Annotated in this window: 12 protein-coding genes and 1 pseudogene; 5 read left to right on the forward strand and 8 right to left on the reverse strand. The window is 70.5% G+C overall.

Annotated features, from left to right (window positions below; genetic code table 11):
* Positions 1-162: 162 nt before the first annotated feature.
* On the forward strand, positions 163-5,853 hold the full coding sequence (locus VI238_RS05975) for an ExeM/NucH family extracellular endonuclease (protein WP_331649468.1): 5,691 nt from the start codon (positions 163-165) through the stop codon (positions 5,851-5,853).
* A gap of 117 nt (positions 5,854-5,970) precedes the next feature.
* Here the strand turns inward: VI238_RS05975 and VI238_RS05980 are convergent, their stop codons facing one another.
* Genes VI238_RS05980 through VI238_RS05990 form a run of 3 tightly spaced genes read right to left on the reverse strand, consistent with a single transcriptional unit; the run spans position 5,971 to position 8,796 of the window.
* On the reverse strand, positions 5,971-6,840 hold the full coding sequence (locus VI238_RS05980; RefSeq protein WP_331649470.1) for an arginase family protein: 870 nt from the start codon (positions 6,838-6,840) through the stop codon (positions 5,971-5,973).
* On the reverse strand, positions 6,818-7,936 hold the full coding sequence (locus VI238_RS05985) for a peptidogalycan biosysnthesis protein (protein ID WP_331649472.1): 1,119 nt from the start codon (positions 7,934-7,936) through the stop codon (positions 6,818-6,820). The genes VI238_RS05980 and VI238_RS05985 overlap by 23 nt, the downstream gene beginning before the upstream one ends.
* Positions 7,936-8,796 (reverse strand): alpha/beta hydrolase, encoded by an 861-nt coding sequence (locus VI238_RS05990; protein WP_331649474.1) that lies wholly within the window; start codon positions 8,794-8,796, stop codon positions 7,936-7,938. The genes VI238_RS05985 and VI238_RS05990 overlap by 1 nt, the downstream gene beginning before the upstream one ends.
* A gap of 137 nt (positions 8,797-8,933) precedes the next feature.
* On the opposite strand from VI238_RS05990, the gene VI238_RS05995 reads away from it, so the two are divergent.
* The 3 genes from VI238_RS05995 to VI238_RS06005 all read left to right on the forward strand — a co-directional run bounded on the left by VI238_RS05995 (position 8,934) and on the right by VI238_RS06005 (position 10,104).
* On the forward strand, positions 8,934-9,113 hold the full coding sequence (locus tag VI238_RS05995; protein ID WP_331649476.1) for a hypothetical protein: 180 nt from the start codon (positions 8,934-8,936) through the stop codon (positions 9,111-9,113).
* Positions 9,114-9,263: 150 nt separating this feature from the next.
* Positions 9,264-9,428, forward strand: a complete 165-nt coding sequence (locus tag VI238_RS06000; RefSeq protein WP_331649478.1) for a hypothetical protein — start codon at positions 9,264-9,266, stop codon at positions 9,426-9,428.
* Positions 9,429-9,528: 100 nt separating this feature from the next.
* A complete protein-coding gene (locus tag VI238_RS06005) occupies positions 9,529-10,104 on the forward strand; it encodes a Maf family protein (protein WP_331649480.1) in 576 nt (191 codons plus the stop codon).
* Positions 10,105-10,112: 8 nt separating this feature from the next.
* Here VI238_RS06005 and VI238_RS06010 read toward each other — a convergent pair whose 3' ends face one another.
* From VI238_RS06010 to VI238_RS06030, 5 genes are all read right to left on the reverse strand, one after another.
* The gene (locus VI238_RS06010; RefSeq protein ID WP_331649482.1) at positions 10,113-10,526 is read right to left on the reverse strand and encodes a globin domain-containing protein; all 414 of its coding nucleotides are present in this window, start codon (positions 10,524-10,526) and stop codon (positions 10,113-10,115) included.
* Between the two features lie 61 nt (positions 10,527-10,587).
* Positions 10,588-12,021 (reverse strand): cadherin repeat domain-containing protein, encoded by a 1,434-nt coding sequence (locus VI238_RS06015; RefSeq protein ID WP_331649484.1) that lies wholly within the window; start codon positions 12,019-12,021, stop codon positions 10,588-10,590.
* A 68-nt stretch (positions 12,022-12,089) separates the two neighbouring features.
* Positions 12,090-13,163 (reverse strand): choice-of-anchor Q domain-containing protein, encoded by a 1,074-nt coding sequence (locus VI238_RS06020; RefSeq protein WP_331649486.1) that lies wholly within the window; start codon positions 13,161-13,163, stop codon positions 12,090-12,092.
* A 101-nt stretch (positions 13,164-13,264) separates the two neighbouring features.
* The gene (locus tag VI238_RS06025; RefSeq protein ID WP_331649488.1) at positions 13,265-15,118 is read right to left on the reverse strand and encodes a winged helix-turn-helix domain-containing protein; all 1,854 of its coding nucleotides are present in this window, start codon (positions 15,116-15,118) and stop codon (positions 13,265-13,267) included.
* A gap of 119 nt (positions 15,119-15,237) precedes the next feature.
* On the reverse strand, positions 15,238-17,583 hold the full coding sequence (locus VI238_RS06030) for a winged helix-turn-helix domain-containing protein (protein ID WP_331649490.1): 2,346 nt from the start codon (positions 17,581-17,583) through the stop codon (positions 15,238-15,240).
* A gap of 197 nt (positions 17,584-17,780) precedes the next feature.
* Here VI238_RS06030 and VI238_RS06035 point away from each other — a divergent pair.
* A pseudogene (locus VI238_RS06035) lies at positions 17,781-17,935 on the forward strand (Rne/Rng family ribonuclease); the annotation flags it as partial.

A 17,935-nucleotide genomic window follows, 5' to 3' on the forward strand; every position in this document is an offset into this window, starting at 1 on the left:
CGTCATCCGCCTGTCGCATGCGCGCGGCACGCTTGCGCGGCACCGACCTGCCCCCGGGAGACCGGGTGCTTTTGCTGCGCCGCATCAATCCGTTCGCGTGTTGACCGGTAGACTTTGCGGGCTGCGGTCGCCGTGCAGCCCATTTCGCAGGGGAAAATCGTGATGTCGTCACCTTCCATGCGCTCGCGCCCAGCGCGAGCCGATCGTCGTTTCGTTCCGTTTTCCGCCAGGACGGCGGGTGCGCTGCTGCTGCTCGCGTTCGCGACGGCATCGTCCGCGCAGGTTTCGCTGACCGCGCTCGACACGCCGTACACCCAGGATTTCAACACGCTGCCGGCCTCCGGCTCGGCGACGTGGACGAGCAACTCCACGCTCGCCGGGTGGTACAGCGTGCGGACCGGCTCGGGCACGACGATCGTCGCCGATACCGGCAGCAGCAACGGCGGCAATCTCTACAGTTACGGGTCGACCAGCGCCGCCGACCGTGCGCTCGGCACGCTCGGTTCGGGCAACGCGGCTGCCGGCAGTTTCTTCCACGGCGTGCGCCTGGCCAACGCCACGGGCGCGACGATCACCTCGCTCGACATCGCCTACACCGGCGAGCAATGGCGCAACAGCGCCGCGACCGCGCAGACGGTCGCGTTCTCCTACCTCGTCGGCAGTCCGCTCGTCACGGGCAGCCTCGCCGAGTTCCAGTCCGCGGGCGTCGCGGTCACGTCGCTCGATTTCACGAGCCCGATCACGGGTGGCACGTCCAGCGCGCTCGACGGCAACCTCGCGGCGAACCGCGTCGCGAAGACGTTCACGCTGACCGGCCTGTCGATCCCGAACGGGACTGAAGTCATGCTGCGCTGGTCCGATCCGGACCAGTCCGGCGCCGACCACGGCCTCGCGATCGACGACTTCTCGGTCACGCCGCACGGCGTAGTCGCGCAGCCGAATCTCGGCATCGACGACGTATCGGTTGCCGAAGGCGACGCGGGCACGACCGTCGCGACGTTCACGGTGAGCCTTTCGCAGCCCGCCGGCGCCGGTGGCGTCACGTTCGACATCGCGACCGCCGACGGCACCGCGAGCGCGGGCAGCGACTACGTCGCCAAGGCGCTCGTCTCGCAGTCGATCCCGGCAGGCAGCAGCAGCTACACGTTCGACGTGACCGTCGACGGCGACGTGCTGCCGGAGGCGAACGAGACGTTCTTCGTCGATGTGACGAACGCCACCGGCGCGACCGTCACGGACGGACAGGGCCAAGGCACGATCGTCGACAACGATGCGCCGCACCTTTCGATCGCCGACGTCGCGCAGAGCGAAGGCAATGCCGGCACGACGAACTACGTATTCACCGTGTCGCTCACGCAACCGGCCGGCCCGGGCGGCGTCACGTTCGACATCGCGACCAGCGACGGCAGCGCGACCGCGCCATCCGACTACGCAGCGACGTCGCTCGCGGGCCAGACGATTCCGCCCGGCAGTTCGACCTACGCGTTCACCGTCGTCGTCAACGGCGACACGACGAGCGAGCCGGACGAAGCGTTCAACGTCAACGTGAGCAACGTCGTCAACGCCGTCGTCGACGACGCGCAGGCGACCGGCTCGATCGCGAACGACGACTTGAACAGGATTCACGACGTGCAAGGCAACGGCGCCGCGACGCCGATCGCCGGCGCGACCGTGACGGTCGAGGGCGTCGTCACCGCCGAATTCCTCGGCTCGTCGAAGCTGAGCGGCTTCTTCCTGCAGGAAGAGGACGCCGATGCCGATGCCGACCCGAACACCTCCGAGGCGATCTTCGTGTTCTGCGGATCCTGCGTCGCGGGCTCGGTGGTCGAAGGCCAGCGCGTGCGCGTGACCGGCACGGTCAGCGAATTCTTCAACATGACCGAACTGACCCCGCCGTCGGCCGCGTCGGTCGTCGTCACCGATGCGGGCAACCATCTCGCGGACGTCACCCCGGCGACGATCACGCTGCCGGTCGTCGGCGACGTCGATGCGTACTACGAGGCGCGCGAGGGCATGCTCGTCACGTTCTCCGACACGCTCACGATCTCCGAATTCTTCGAGCTGCCGCGTTACGGCCAGATCGAGTTGTTGCAAGGCGGTCGTTCGCGCACGTTCACCGAAGACAACGCGCCGAGCGTCGCCGGCCTCGCCGCGCACCTCGAGGATCTCGCGCGCCGCCGCGTGATCCTCGACGACGACAACAACGTGCAGAACTCCGTGCTGGCGCAGCCGAACGGCCAGCAGGCGATGTACTGGCCGCACCAGAACGGTGGTTTCGGCGCCGGCACGCAGGGCCTCGACTACTTCCGCGGCGGCGACACGATTTCGGGCCTCACCGGCGTGCTGCACTGGTCCTTCGCCGGGTTCACCGGCACCGACGCCTGGCGCGTCCGCCCGACGGCGGCGCATCCGGTCGCGTTCACGCCGGTCAACACGCGTCCGGCGACGCCGCCGGACGTCGGCGGTTCGATCCGTGTGGTGGGCATGAACCTGCTCAACTACTTCACGACGATCGACACGACCTCGTCCAACAACAGCGGACCTTGCGGTCCGGGCGGCACGCTCGACTGCCGCGGCGCCGACAGCGCGGCCGAACTCAGCCGCCAGCGCGAACGCGCCTCGATCGTGATCTGCACGCTCGATCCCGACATCGCGGCATTCATGGAGCTCGAGAACACGACACCGAGCGACACGATCGACAACCTGCTCGGCGCGGTCAACGCGCGCTGCGGCGGCGCGCACCCGTATCAGGCCGCGAGCACGGGCGGAACGCTCGGCACCGACGCGATCCGCGTGCAGATCGTCTATCGCAGCGGCGTCGTCTCGCCGGTCGGGTCGCCGCTCGTCGACCTCGACCCGATCCACGACCGCCCGCCGACCGCGCAGACGTTCGACGTGACCGACGCGACCAATCCCGCGTTCGGCCAGCGCTTCACCGTCGTCGCCAACCACCTCAAGTCGAAGGGCAGCTGCCCCGGCAGCGGCGCCGACGCGGACCAGGGCGACGGCCAGGGCTGCTGGGCGCCCAAGCGCACGCAGCAGGCGAACCGCACGATGAGCTGGATCGCGGGTACCGTGATCCCGGCCGCGGGCGACCCCGACGTGCTCCTGCTCGGAGACTTCAATTCGTACGCGAGCGAGGACCCGGTCGCCGCACTCGAGGCCGGTGGTTACGCGGATATGGAGACCGTACTGCACGGCACGAACGCGTATTCGTACCAGTTCGACGGCGAACTCGGCCACCTCGACTATGCGTTCGCGAACGCGAGCCTGCAGTCACAGGTGACCGGCGCCGACGCCTGGCACATCAATTCCGACGAAGTGCCGTCGTTCGACTACAACGACGAGATCCGCGACACCGGTGAAGCGGCGCAGGAAGAGAAGCCGGACGGCTCCGCGCTCGCTCCGCCGCGCGTGGTGTTCGAGCCGGCCTCGCCGTACCGCGCGTCCGACCATGATCCGGTCGTCGTCGGCCTGTTCGGCAGCACCGACCTCGCGATCGCGCTGGCCGATTCGCCGGACCCGGTCACGGCCGGCAACAACCTCACCTATACGATCACCGCGACGAACAATGGCCCGGCGGACGCGCCGTCGACGAGCTGGAGCGACACGCTGCCGGCAGGCACGACCTTCGTGTCGCTGGCCTCGTCCGCGGGCTGGAGCTGCACGACGCCGGCGGTCGGTGCGGCCGGCGCGGTCGATTGCAGCATCGCGTCGTTCGCGATCGGCGATGCGACGTTCTCGCTGACCGTCGCGGTTTCATCGGGCGTCACCGGCGGCACCGTGCTGAGCAATACGGCGGCGATCACGAGCAGCCTCGGCGATACCGTGCCGGCCAACAACAGCGCGACCGCGACGACGACGGTCACCGGCGCGCCGCAGGGCCACCTCACGATCACACCGACGAGCGTGTTGTTCGGCAACCAGGCGGTCGGTACCACGAGCGCGGCGCAGACGGTCACCCTCGGCAACGACGGCAGCGCCTCGCTCGACGTGGCGCCGCTGACGCCGCCGAGCACGCCGTTCGCGCGTAGCGGCGGCACGTGCGCGAGTTCGGGCCCGATCACGATCGCGGCCGGCGCAAGCTGCACGTTGAGCTTCACGTTCTCGCCGACGGTGGCGGGCGCGGCGAACCAGGTCCTGACGGTGACCGCGAGCGCGCCGGGCAGCGGCACGATCACGTTGAGCGGTACGGGCATCGTCGTCAACGATCCTCCCGCGGCGACGGTGGCGCCGACGTCGCTGGGCTTCACGGTGCGCGAAGACCAGACCGGTACGCAGACACTGAACATCGCGAATGCGGCAGGCAGCGACGCGCTGACGTACGCGATCACGGGACAGGCCTCGCGCATCGCGCGGCTGCTGCCGCACGTTTCCAAGGTCCGCCACGCACACGGTGCGCTGCGCAGCACGGGCATGCGCGTCGTCCGCGCGGGCACGGGCGTGCATTCGGGCGTCGCGCCGTGGGCGCCGGTCGGGCCCGACGGTTCGATCACGTTCCAGGCCGACGACGGCAGCTACGAGAACGGCATCGCGTGGACCGACGCTGCGGGCACGACGCAGAACACGTCGCTTTGGCTGAACCGCTATTCCGCGACGGGTGCGCTGACGATCGGCACGGTGTCGATCGAATGGCCGAATGCGACGTCGGCCAACGGCGACGTGACTGGCAAGACGGTCAACATCGTCGCCTATTTCGACGCGGACGCGGACGGCGACCCAAGCAACGCGGTGCGCCTGGGCGGCAATACGCCCGTGACGGTCAATGGACCGGACGCATTCGAGAACTACGCGACGGCCTTCGCGGTGCCGGCTGCGGGCGACGTCTACCTCGGCTTCGTCGACACGTTCGCGGCGGGCGGTACGACGCCGGTGCTGTATTCGGCGGCGCTCGACGACGGCGGCGATCCGAATGTCGGCTGGGTCGCCGCGATGAGCACGGGCGACGCGGACGTCGACGTGATCGGCAACAACGACAACATCGGCACGCTCGACGGCCTCAGTGGCGGAACGCTGGCGGGCGTGTGGATGGTGCGCGGCACGGCGGCCAGCGGCGGCGGCACGTGTTCGGGCGCGGCGGTCGCGTGGCTCGGCGCAAGCCCGGCGAACGGCACGGTCGCGGGCGGCGCGAACACCGACGTGACGATCACGGCGGATCCGTCGGCCGACGGCCTGGCGCCGGGCGACTACACCGCGGTGCTGTGCGTCGCGACCAACGATCCCGCGCATGCCTTGATCGCGGTGCCGGTCGCGTTGACGGTCACCCCCGCACCGGTGCTGCCGTGCTCGGCGGCGGACACGGTCTTCTGCGACGGTTTCGATCCGGCGACCGGCCCGTTCACGCAGCCGGTGCAGGATCCCGGCTTCGAGGCGACCCCGCAGGACGGGGGAGCGAACCCGGATTGGGACAGCCTCGACACGAATCCGGGTAGCGGTGGTGGCTCGGTGTTCTACAGCGCCTCCGGCGCCAGCGTGCCGACGCATGGCGGCGATTTCGCCGCCTGGTTCGGCGGCTGGAACGGCAATGCCGAGACCCAACATTTCTCGCAAAGCGTGACGTTGCCGAACGGCGGGCCGTTGTACCTGAACTACTGGCGCTTCGTCGCCGACGCCCCCGACGTGCCGGCGAACCTCGTGGTGTCGGTGGACGGCACCGTGGTGCAGAGCACCGACCTCAGCACGCAGCTGGACGCGGACTACACGCTGCAGTCGATCGACATCGGCGGCTTCGCCGACGGCGGCGTGCACGCGATCCGCTTCGAGTACGCGTACGACGACAGCGGCACGACCGACGGCAACACGTTCGTCGACGACGTCACCATCGACGCGACGCAGGCGCCGATCGCGCATTGAAATTGATAGTGGTCGCAAACCATCGAGGCCTCCTCCGGGAGGCCTCGTTCTTTCGTGGGTTCGCCTCCCGACGGCACCTCGCCAGGCCGCTGGCGCGGCCGCCTTGCCGGGCCGGCCTCAGCGTGCGGCCGCGTCGAGGTGCGCGAGGAGTCGCACGTTCAGCGCATGCTGCTGCGCCTGCCAGGCCGCGAGCTGGGCGGGGTCGATCCCGGGCTGCTCGTCGAGCGCGCTGAGCTTGCGCTTCCACCAGCTCGCGTAGCGGTAGGCGGACACGTCGCCGGTGACGTCGCTGCCGACCAGGCGGCCGTGCAACGCGTCGATCGCGGCGAACAGGTCGGTGTCGAGCAGGCGACCCTGGTCCCAGTTGGTGCGCGCGATCGCGGGATCGAGCACGTCCTTGTCGATCGAGAGGTAGATCGCGTGTTTCGCGCCGCGCTGTTCCTCGACGAAGCGGTCGATCAGCGCCGCGCGCGTGTCGAACGCGCGGAACGCATGCGCGAGGCCCCAGCGCGCCGCCCAGCGCGTGTCGACGCCGATCGTCCAGTAAGTGAGCTTGCGCCGGCGCAGCGGCGTCAGGTAGTTCTCCCACGCATGCGCGCGCGAGACGTCGGCGGAGCCGATGCCGAGCACGTGCACGTGCGCGACGTAAGGCAGCAGCGCGACCTGGCGCACCCAGGAGCCGCAGTGCACGCCGAACGGAAAGCGCATGTTGTCGGGGTGGTTGTCGAACACGACGACGTCGAACGGGGCGCTCGCCGCGCGCCGCTCGATGAGCGGCCAGCTCACGTGGTGGTAGTCGCCGCTGCCGAGGAAGACCGTGCCGTGTTCGCGTGGCACGCGTGCCTCGAGCTCCGCGGCGAGCGCGCGCATCATGCGCAGCGAGCAACCGAAGCGGATCGCCTCCTGCCGATCGGCGAGGTCGAGCACGAGCGCGCCGGGCAGGGCGCCGACCGAGCGGTCGAAATCAAGGACGATCGGCGCGGCCAAGCTCGACTCCGGTCCCGGCCTTCGTGTCCGCCCACGCGCGATCGCTCTCGAAATGTGGCGCGACCCGGCGCAGCAGCGCGCGCAGCACGCGGCTGCGCGGGCGCACCGCATGGCGCGTGAAGGTGAAGCGCGCGCCGAGGTAGGCCTTGATCTGCGGATCGGTCCAGCCGGCGACGTAGCAGCACAGTTCGCGCTGGCGCGCGTATTCGAGGTTGTGCATCCAACTCACGAAATAGAGATTGTGCTCGCGTGCGGCGGGGTACGAGAAGCCGACGTACTTGTCGACGAGCGCCTCGCCGACCTCGAAGCAAAGGTTCCAGCCGATCATGCGCCCCGCGTGCCGATAGACGAACACCACCCCGCCGCAGTCGCGGTCCTGCAGCAGTGCGTCGAAGAAGGCGCGGCTGAGGCGGTCGAACTGGATCTCGCTCTGCGCATACACCTCGAGGTACAGCGCGTAGCACGCCTCGCGCAGGGTCGCGTCGGCGAACGCGGGCCCGGTCGTGATTTCCTCGATCGAGAGGCCGCCGCGCGCGCGCAGCTTGCGGCGGATGTCCTTGCGACGTGAAGGCGACAGCCGCGCGAGGTATTCGTCGACGGATTCGAAGTCGATCGGCACCCAGGCCAGCGCCTGTCCTTCGAGCAGGACGAAGCCGGCGCGCTCGCAGGCGTCGGCGATCGCGCGCGCCTGGCCATTGCTCCCCTGGTCGAGCAGCGGCGACTCCTGCGGGATGTCCTTGACGATGAGGAACGGCTGGCGCGCCGCGTGCCCGGCGAGCCACTCCTCGACGAGGACGCACGCGTCCGCATCACGCGGGAACAGGGCGTATTCGGAAACGGTCGTACCGACGAAACACGTGCGCGGGCGCAGCCAGCGGCTCCACCAGCGATACAGCGGCAACGCCGATACGCGCTTGCGCAGCGCAGCGTCCGCGGTCGTCAGCAGGTCGAAGGGTGCGACGAATGCGGGCGTGCCCGACGGCATCACGACGGCCGAGAATCCATCGGGCGGATGGGCGAGGAAGTGTCCGACCAACCCGGGCGGTTCGAGCAGGTTGCGGTATTCCGCGCCCGGGGCGACCGTCGCGGTCGCCATCACTCGATCGCGGCGGCGAGGCGCGCGCCCTGCAACGGCTCGGGCGCGCGTCCGTCTGCGACGCGCCGGAAGAACGCCGCCGAGCGTTCGATGACCTTGGCGCGTTCCTGGTCGACCGTGACCATGTGGTAGCTGTCGTCCAGAAGCAGTGTTTCGACCGGGGCGCGCACGCCGCGTTCGACGATGCGCACGTTACGCAGCGAGGCGACGTCGTCGTGGGACGAGTGGGCGACGAAGCACGGCGCGCGCACGCGGCCGAGCTGCCTGCGCACCGTGCGCGAGAGGCGCTGGAACTCGGCGAGCGAGCGCCACGGGAAGCCGGCGAGGCCGGCGGCCTGGCTGTCCCCGGACAGCATCGCGCCGACGACGCGGCGGCGGATTCGCTCGTCCTTGATGCCGTACGGCTCGACTTCCGCCGACACCATCCCGCGGCCGAAGCCGAGCGAGGTCACGAGCGGCAGCAGGAACGCGAATCTACCGACCGGAGGCGTCGCCCAGCCGTCGTGGAAGAAGGTCGTGCCGTACAGGGCGAGGCCGTCGACCGCGTGCGGACGGTCGATCGCGAGCTTGAGTGCGAGGATCGCGCCCATCGAGAGGCCGGCCACGAACAGGTGGTCCACGTCCTCGCGCAAGCGGCCGGCGGCCTCGACGACGCTCGCATACCAGTCGCGCCAGCCGGTCGCGAGGAGATCGGCGTCGTCGCCGCAATGACCGGCGAGCTGCATGCCGAGTACGCTGAACCCGGCGCGGTGCAGGCCGTTGCCGACGAAACGCATTTCGGTCGGCGTGCCGGTGAGGCCGTGGATCAGCAACACGCCGGAGCGGCCGCCGCGAAGGTGGAATTCGGAGGACTTGATCATTCGCTCGACGATGACGCGTGCGCCCTCGGGGCGCCGAACGATCGCAGCATCGCGCGGGCGCCTTTCGCAGGAGTTTCGTCGCGGACGGTTGGCCCGGGCTTTGCTTCAGCTCGTGCATCGCCTGGTCCGAGTCCGCCATGAGTCGCATCGCCCATCTCTGCCACGTGTCGTTCGCAGGCCTGCATGCGCTGTTTCCGCTGCTCGGCGCGCTCGTCGCCGTTCGCAGCGGGAGCGACTGCATCGCGAAGGCGATCCCAGGGCTCGGCGTCTGCACGAGCACGTACTGCAAACCCGAACGTCGCGCCACGATCCGCTGAAGCCGCGCCCTCGGCGAATGTCAGATTCGCGCGCGTCCTGTCAGGTACGGCGCAGCGTGCGAACGGGAATGCGCGGAGCGGCGCGCGGCCGAAGGGGCACGGAACTTGCAGCGCCCATCGCGAACGATCCGCGAGTCTCAGGGGGACTCCATGAGCTATGACATCCTCAAGAGCCTCGGGCTCGACCACCTCGACGCGAGTTCGCCCGATTTCGTCAAGACACTCGAGCGCATGCAGCGCGAGGCGTTCCAGGCCCTGCAGAAGGACGAGCAGCGCCGCGAGACGGGCGACCGGCCGGAGACGATCGTCGGCTGATGCGACGGCGTTCGCGTGAGCCGACTGCGGCATGCGCGTCGCCGCAACGGGTATAGTCCGCCCGCGCCGTCGACGACGGCATTCGAGCGCACGGACCCGCATGCCGATCCATCTCTTTCTCGCCTCCCAGTCGCCGCGCCGACGCGAGCTGCTGCGCCAGATCGGCCGCGCATTCGACGTCCTCGACGTCGACGTGCCCGAGCGCCGCGAGCCGAACGAAACACCCGAAGACTACGTCAGCCGCGTCGCGCGCGAGAAGGCCGGCGCGGGGCTGCTGCAGGTGGCCGCCGTGCACGAGGCGGTCGTGATCGGCGCGGACACCGAAGTCGTGCTCGACGACGAGGTGTTCGGCAAGCCCGCCGACGCCGCGGACGCGGCGGCGATGCTGCGGCGCCTGTCCGGCCGCAGCCATCGCGTGCTGTCCGCGGTGTGGTGCGTCAGCGCGGGTCGTGAAGAGCATGCGCTGAGCGTTTCGACGGTCGAATTCGCGCCGATGTCGGAAGCCGACATCGCCGACTACGTCGCGACCGGCGAAGCCTTCGGCAAGGCCGGTGCGTACGCGATCCAGGGCCACGCCGCCGCATACGTCCGCCGCCTCGACGGCAGCCATTCGGCCGTCATGGGCCTGCCGCTGCACGAGACCTCGGTGCTGCTGCGCCGCTTCGAAAGCGCCTGAGCCGACGTTCAGGGCGAACGCACCGACCCTTCGGCGATCATCGCCTCCGCGAGGTCGCCGTACACGGCCGCCCAGGCATGCTCGAGCTCGGGCGTGAACGCTTCGCCGAACTGCTCGTGCAGCGCGATCAGCAGGGCAGCGCCGACGTCGTCGTAATCGTCCTCGCGCACGCCGTAGCCGACATGGCGCCGACCGAGCCCGGCGAACTCCTGCGCGAGACGGTCCGGCGCGTCGAGCCCGCGCACGATCGACGCGAGCATGTCGACGAGCTTGCGCACTTGCGCATCGAGGTCGACCGGGAACAGACGGCGCGTGTCGGGGCGCAGGCGGAACAGCGTCGCGTAGAAGCGGCGACCGAGTTCGTCGGGATCGCCGAGGGCGGCGTAGCTCTCGCGTACCCGCTGTATGTCGTCGTCGTGCATGTCGTGGTTCTCGCCTCGTGCGTCGGACCTGGTGTGGGCGTCGCGGACCTGGGTCGTGCAATCAGCCGTCGAAACCGTTCGCGAAGATGACGTCATTGCCGTCGAACAGCACGGTAGTCTGCGCGAGATCGGAGAACTCGCCGTCGCTGACCTCCACTTCGAGTGCGCAGCCGGACAGGCCGGCCGGCACCGGAGCGGCCAATGTTACCGAGCCCGCATCGTCGATCGCGAACAGCCCGGGGCAGGTCGTCTGCGAGAAGCTGAAGGAGAGCGGGCCGGGAAGTCCGTCGTCGTTGAAGCTCGCCACGAATACGATCGATCCGACCGCGAGACTCGCCGGCACCGTGTACTGTGGTAGCAGGTCCAGCGACGGCCCCGAGTTCTGCACCGGCTCGGCCTCGATCGCGCCGCGGTCGACGATGCCGTGCTGCACGCGCGGATTGCCCGCGGCGTCGAGGCTGCCGATGCCGCCGAACGGATTGCCGACGCCGCTGTCGCGCAGCGGTGAAACGGCGTTCGGCGTGCGGTATACGCCGACTTGCGTCCACTGCGCCGATCCGTGCGTCGTGGCCTGTTCCAGGTACTCGCCGTCGAACCAGTCCGTTTCGAAATGGTTGTTGCGCAGCGTCAGCGCGCGGCTGCCGTACGGGCCGGCCTGCACGCCGCCGTAGATCGTCGTCGCGAAATTGCTGGCGACGACATTGTTGGCCGCGCTGATCGTGCCGCCGAGGCTCAGCGCGTACGGAACCTGGTCGTCGCCCGCGACGTTGTCGTGGATCGAGTTGTTGTTGAACGAGCACAACGAATCGACGGAGCAGGCCACGTGAACGATCGAGCTGTGGCCGACGTAAGCGATGTTCGACGCGATCACGTTGCCGATCATCTTCACCTGGCCCGTGGCGGACTGGTTCACGCGAACGACGCGCCCGGGTCCGCCGGCGCCCGCGCCGGTGTAGAGGACGTCGGTGCCGACGATCACCACGCGCTCCATCGTCAAGCCGCCGCCGGGGAAGTCGCCCTGGTAGTCGAGCGCGACGCCGTCGTAGTCGAGATGGGTGTCGCTCGCGTCGGCGATCGTGAGGTTGCGCAGCGAGATGCGGCCGCCGAGGCCGTCGCCGTTGATCGTGTCGCCATGGAACACGAGCGCAGGCCCTTTGGATTGGGCATCGAGCACGGTGCTCTCGGCGGTCGACACCTGGCTCGAACAGGCGTCGTTCCAGCCGCCCGACACGTCCAACGCCGCGACGAGGTCCGAGCTGCGTGCGTAGTACTCCCAGCGGACGTCGCCGGTCGGCCAGTGGCTGCCGGTCAGCGTGCCCGCGACGATGCGCACGTCGTCGTCATGGCCGTTGGTCGCCGCCGAGGCGAGCGCGTCGTCCAGTTGCGCGCCGGTGGCGACGCAGAAGACCGCGGCGTGGACGGGGCTGAACGCCGGCAGGCACAGCGCGAGGGCGGCCATGAGCGACGCGCGAGGATGCGTGGAGCGGGTGGACATGACGGGTACTCTCGAAGGGTTCGGGATATCGGTGAGCCGCGCCATGCCGACCGCGCAGCCCGGAGTGGTCACGGTTGATCGAAGCCGTTCCTGAAGAGGAGGTCGGACAACTCGAATGCGCCGACGTCGACGGCCGCGCCTTGCACGCGCGGACGACCATCCGCGTCGTAGCTGCCGCTGCCGCCGGCGGGATTCGCGACACCGCTGTCGACGAGGATGGAATCGGGGCGCAGGCGCGGGTTGCCGCTCCCGATGAAGCCCGGATCGCCCGTGCTCGGCGTGTTGTCGCCCGCTGGCGCATTGCCGTCGCGGCTTCCGGAATGCACGCGCGTGAGCCAGTGGTTGCCGCCCGCGAGGTAGAGGTCGGCGCGTCCGGCGCCGTTGCCCCAGGTCACGCTGTTGGCGAGTTCGGTGCTCGCGTCGGGCGAATTGTGCAGCGCGAGCCCGTTGACCGTGGATGCAGGGTCGCGCGACTGGTTGCCGGTGACCGTCAGGTGGTTGAGGCGGGTGATGCCGCTGCCGGTGGTATAGATGCCAAGGCCGCCGTTGAACTCCGCGTTGCCGCCGTCGACGACGAGGTCGCGCAGCACGAGCTCGCCCTTGTTGTCGAGTTCGCCGGATGCCGACGAACTCTGCACGCCGCCGCGACATGCGGTCAGACGCACGCGCTCGATCGTCGTGCTGTTGCCGGCGGCCGTCCAGCCGAGCAGGCACGACCCGTTGCCGGGCACCGTGCCGTCCGGACTCGAAATGGCGAGATCGTGGATGTACAGCAGGGCCCCGCCGCTCGCCTGCACGTTGTACGAGAGTGCCTTCTGCGTCGAGCGTGCGACCAGCACGGTGGTGTCGTGGCCCAGTCGATGGTTCGTGCAAGCGCCGTCCGTCCAGCCGCCTGAAACCTCGACGATCTGGTTCGTGCGCGAGAGGCCGAGCAGCGGCAGCGCGGTCGCATCGGCGAGATCGTACTCGCCCTCGCGCAACTTGATCAGCACGATCGGATCGGTCGAGGCGACGGCGTCGTTGAAGGCGGCGACGAGGGCCTGCGGTGTCGCGACGCAGCGCGTCATCGCGTGGCCGAACGCGGGCAGGGCGAGCAACACGGCGGTGGCGCCGCGCAGCAACAACAGGGGAATGCGAAACATCACGGACGACTCTCGATTCGCCGGGTAGGCGGCGAGGCGCAGGATGTCGATGCGCACCCCGCGTCGCCTGACCGGCGCACGACGGCCCAATCACGCGATCATTATTTCCTTTCCAATCCGTTGGTTGCGCCGCCCGGTGCGGCTTCGCGGGCGGCTACGATCGACGCCAGCGCGACCCGGGCGCCGGCGACGGCGAGCGGCGGATAGGGTGGGTCGAGCGCCTTTTCCTGTTCGACCGGCTCGCCGAGTTCGGCGGCGAGCAGCCGCGCCTCGTCGGCGAACGGCAGGTCGAGCACGCCCTGGCGGCGCGCGGCGGCGAGTTCCTCGCGCGCGGTGGTTCGGTCGCCGGCCCGCAGGGCGCTGCGCGCGGTCGCGAGCGACCGCACGGTCGGTGGGGTCGAGGACAGGTTCGGCGTGATGTCCGGGAACAGGCGCAGTCCGATGAGCGCGCAGAGGCTCGCGACCGTGCCGTCGCCGTTGCGCTGGCCGACGTCGAGCGCACGCTCGAACTCCTTGCGCGCCGCCGCGGCATTGCCCCGCACCATCTGCAGCTGGGCGAGCAACAGCGAGAGGTCGACTTCGTCGACGACCCAGCCGGCCTCGGTCATGCCGATGCGCGCCCGCTCGAAGTGGTCGATCGCGCCTGCCGGGTCGGCATCGAGCATCGCGGCAAGGCCGGCGTTCGCGCGTGCGCGGTTGCCGATGTCGCTGCGACCGTTCTTCTGTGCTTCGTCCGCGGCGCGTTCCCACGCGGCGCGTGCCGCCTGGCGATCGCCCCGGCTCCACGCGATGCGGCCCGCGAGGTAGTCCCAGGCCGCTGCATCGGTCGTGCGCGGAAGGCGATCGAGCACGGCTTGCGCGCCGGCGACGTCCCCGAACGAGGCCCGGTCGGCGAGCGCGGCCTCGAGCTTGCGGTTGCCGAGCGCGTCGACGTCGATCTGCCGGATCTCGGCGAGTGCGGCCTCGCGCAGGCCCTGGTAGTACTTGAGGTGCGCGCGCGCCAGATGCATTCGCCACGCCTGCGGGCGCAGGTCGAGCACGGCGCCCGCGTAGCGGATGATGTCGGCCGGAGCGCCGTCGCGTTCGGCCTCGGCGTAGCGGAGCACGGCATTGACATAGGCGTCATGCAGCGGCGCTGCACGATCCCTCGCACGGGCCAGCCAGCGCTGCGCGTCGGCCGCGTCGCCGGCGCCGACCGCCCACAGGCCGATCAGCAGCGGCGGCCACGGCGTTCGCGCATCGCTGTCGTCGAGCGCTTCGAGCAGGGCGCGCGCCCGCGCCCGGTCGCCGCCGTTGTCGTGCCGCATCGCGTCCGCGAGCAGGCGCACCGTGTCGGCGCGCGCGGCGTGCACGTCGCCGCCACGGATGCCATAGCCCGCATCGATCCACGCTGCGCCGCGCGGCCACGCGTGGACGGCAAGCGCGAGCAGGATCAGCGCGAGGACCAAGGCGGTGCCGACGGACGCAATCACGCGTACGCGTCGCGCCGCACGCGCCGGATCCGCCGGGACGTCGCCTGCCGTAATCGGCGAAGGCACCGTAGCGGCGAGTCGCTCGCCCTCGCGTGACGTGTCGGCGGCAGAGGACGCGACAACAGGGGAGGATGCGGCGACCGCGGCTGCCTCGCGTTGCACGTCCGCGTCGAAGCGGATGCCGACACCGCGCACGGTCACGATGCGTTCGCCTTGCGCGCCGAGCACGGCGCGGGCGCGGAAGATCGCCTGCGTGAGCGCCTCGTCGGAGACGATCTGGCCACCGGGCCAGAGCCGCGTAGTCAGTTCGTCGCGCGAGAGCACCCGGCCCGGCGATTCGCACAGCGTCAGCAGCAGGTCGAACGCGCGTCGCGATGCCGCGCGTTCGCGTGCGGCGACGAAGACGCGGCGGCCTTCCGGCTCGATCACGACATCGGCGAAGCGGTAGCGGTAGGAGGCGTCCTGCGGGATTGCTGCGCCCATCATCGCATCGAGAGGGTGACTGGTCGTGGCGGTCGCCGCCGGGCCGGCGGGCGCCTTTCGGCACGTCGCTAGCGTAGCGTCGGCGTGCATCGCGGCGCCAGCCTCGCCGCGTACGAACGTCAGGGGGCCAGCGAGACGAGGTCGTCGACGTCGAGTTGTGGTGCGTGCCGGAGGCGCTCGAGGCGCGCCTGCTCGACGTCCGCTTCCGCCGTGCGATGGGCGGCGCGCAGCGCCGCGATGCGCAATGCGATGGCTTGCGGGTGCTGCTCGAGCCACGGTTTCCAGGCTTCGCGAAGCAGGATGTCGTCGGACCGGCCGCTCGCGAGCTGCCAGCGACCAAGCTGGAACAGGCTCGCCTGCGCCGCCGGTCCGATCGCGCCCGGAGCGCGGTCGAGCCGGTCGGCGAGATCGTCCAGGGCGCCGGCCGCGTCGCCGTCGACGTGGCGCAATTGCGCGTCGAGGAGCGGCAGCCAGGCGGCCCAGGCGCGTGCGTCCGCGCGCGCGATCGCCCGGAACGCGTCGGCCGCCGCGTGGGCCGCCGGCGCATCGCCGCCCGCGGCGGCGGCATCGACGATGTCGGCGAGGATCGGCGCGAGACTGCGCGCGATGCCTGCCTCGGCGTAGACCGCGCGCGCCTCCTCGTAGTGCCGCAGCGCATCGGCGTAGTCGCCGCGGCGCGCGGCGCGCAGCCCGAGCGCCCAGGCGAGCTCGGCGCGCCAGTACGGATTGCGCTGGCGTTCCGCCGCGTCGCCGATCTGGCGCGCGAGGCGATCGACGTCGGCGCCGCGGTCGAAGGGCGCGAGTACGCCGAGCAGCTGCAGGCTCGCGAGCACTCCGAGCTGAACGTCGCCGCGACGGCGCGCGAGTGCGCGTGCCTGCTGGAGCAACGTCGCCGCGTCGAGCAGGCGGCCCTGGTTCGCCTCGGCGGCGCCGAGGTTCGCGAGCGTATTGCCCTCGAGCGTGGCGTCGCCGGCCGCGCGCGCGGCGTCGAGGCCCTGGCGCAGTTTCGCCGCCGCCGCGGCCGCGTCGCCGGCACCGTTGTCGATGGCCGCGAAGTTGACCAGCACGAGCGCCTCGCCACGCCGGCTGCCGGTCGTGCGCGCGAGCGCAAGTGCACGCTCGAACAGCGTGCGTGCCAGGTCGAAATGCCCGCGCTCGTCCTCGACCGACGCCTGCGCGACGAGCAGGTCGGTGAGCACGAACGGCCGATTCTCCGCCACGTCGGCGAGTGCCGCCTGCAGATGACGCGCGGCGCCGTCGAGATCGCCGCGGCGGAATGCGAGCGAACCGAGCTGGCGTTCCGCCGCGACGAGCAGTTCCTCGTCGCCGGCTTCGCGCGCTGCGGCGGCGACTTTCGCGGCGTTCGCTTCGCTCGCCTGCGCGTCGCCGGCGGCGCCTTGTGCGATCGCGAGGCCAAGACGCGGCCAGGCGAGGCCGGGGTCCTGATCGAGGCAGATCTCGAAGTATTTGCGCGCGCCGGCGGTGTCGCCGTGCAATTGCGCGTCGAGGCCACGCGCATACGCCTCGGCGAGAAACGCGCTGGCGATCCCCTTGCTGCGCACGTCGGGCAGCGGCGCAAGGTCGAGCCATCGGCGCACCTGGGTCACCGCGTCGACCGCGAGCGGAGCGGGTGCGCTGCCGTGCAGCGTCTCGCTGCGGTCGGCGGAGCCCGCGGCGACGAGGCGCACCTCGAGCTCGTACAGGGGGCCTACCCTGCGCAGGCGGGTGGCGACCAGGTGCGTCGCACCGAATGCGGCGCGCACCGCCGCCGCGCCGCCCGCATCGGATGCGCGGGTGGAGACATCGCTGGCGAGCACGTCCTTCGCCGCGACCACGTCGACGCGGCCGTCCTCGGCGAAAAGGCTGGCCATGAGACCCATGAGTCCCGCGCGCGTCCATCCAAGGCCGTCGTCGCCGCTGTCGTCCTCGAGCGGCAGGATCGCGATGCGCGTTCCCGCGGGCCCTTCGTCGCCGCCGGGACGCAACGCGCTGCGGTAAGCGAGGGTGCCGGCGAGTGCGACGGCCAGCGCGAACAGCGCGGCCGCGGCGACGAGGCGCCGGTGCAGGCGGTGCACGCGATGCGGCAACGCAGCGGCCGGTGCCTCCGGGGGAGGCGACGCGGCAGGCGGATCGTCGGGGAGTTCGACCACGTCGCCGACCCAGCGCAAGCCGCGGCCGTGCACCGTGCGGATCACGCGTTGCGCGTCGCCGTCGTCGCCGAGGGCGCGCCGCGCCTTGCGCAGCTGCTGGGAGAGTGCCGCATCCGTGACCGGACGGTCGCCCCAGAGCTCCGCGTTGAGTTCGCGCTTGTCGAGTGCGCGTCCGCGTTCGCGCAGGAGCAGGGCGATGAGGTCGAACACCTTCGCCTCGACTTCCACTGGCACTCCGTCGCGGCGGATTTCCCGTGCATCGAGGTCGATCAGGGTGTTGCCGGTACGGTAACGCAAACGTGCAACCGCGAGCATGAGGGGCGATCCGCGCAAGTCTACATGGCCGGGCCCCGCCGCCGGGCGGACCGGATCCCGCCCGGGGACGCGCGCGCTGCTGACGGCGGGCCGAAAGGTAGCTCTGCAACCATGCCCCGCCGCGTGACGACCCGTATTCGACAAGCGGGGCGCCGCGCAGCTATAAGTCGCTTCAATTTTATTCTCCAAGTGCTTACATGTCCGAAGAAATCCTGATCAACGTGACCCCGCGGGAAACGCGCGTCGCCCTGGTCGAGAACGGCATGCTGCAGGAGGTCCACGTCGAGCGGGCGAGCCGCCGCGGCTATGTCGGCAACATCTACAAGGGCAAGGTCAGCCGGGTCATGCCCGG

It is taken from the genome of Dokdonella sp., assembly GCF_036518555.1.
Lineage (GTDB): Bacteria > Pseudomonadota > Gammaproteobacteria > Xanthomonadales > Rhodanobacteraceae > Dokdonella_A.

Coding starts and splice junctions, on each gene's coding strand:
- VI238_RS05975 (WP_331649468.1), top strand. CDS start 163: ATGTCGTCACCTTCCATGCGCTCGCGCCCAGCGCGAGCCGATCGTCGT.
- VI238_RS05985 (WP_331649472.1), bottom strand. CDS start 7,936: ATGGCGACCGCGACGGTCGCCCCGGGCGCGGAATACCGCAACCTGCTC.
- VI238_RS05990 (WP_331649474.1), bottom strand. CDS start 8,796: ATGATCAAGTCCTCCGAATTCCACCTTCGCGGCGGCCGCTCCGGCGTG.
- VI238_RS05995 (WP_331649476.1), top strand. CDS start 8,934: ATGAGTCGCATCGCCCATCTCTGCCACGTGTCGTTCGCAGGCCTGCAT.
- VI238_RS06000 (WP_331649478.1), top strand. CDS start 9,264: ATGAGCTATGACATCCTCAAGAGCCTCGGGCTCGACCACCTCGACGCG.
- VI238_RS06005 (WP_331649480.1), top strand. CDS start 9,529: ATGCCGATCCATCTCTTTCTCGCCTCCCAGTCGCCGCGCCGACGCGAG.
- VI238_RS06010 (WP_331649482.1), bottom strand. CDS start 10,526: ATGCACGACGACGACATACAGCGGGTACGCGAGAGCTACGCCGCCCTC.
- VI238_RS06015 (WP_331649484.1), bottom strand. CDS start 12,021: ATGTCCACCCGCTCCACGCATCCTCGCGCGTCGCTCATGGCCGCCCTC.
- VI238_RS06020 (WP_331649486.1), bottom strand. CDS start 13,163: ATGTTTCGCATTCCCCTGTTGTTGCTGCGCGGCGCCACCGCCGTGTTG.
- VI238_RS06025 (WP_331649488.1), bottom strand. CDS start 15,118: ATGGGCGCAGCAATCCCGCAGGACGCCTCCTACCGCTACCGCTTCGCC.
- VI238_RS06030 (WP_331649490.1), bottom strand. CDS start 17,583: ATGCTCGCGGTTGCACGTTTGCGTTACCGTACCGGCAACACCCTGATC.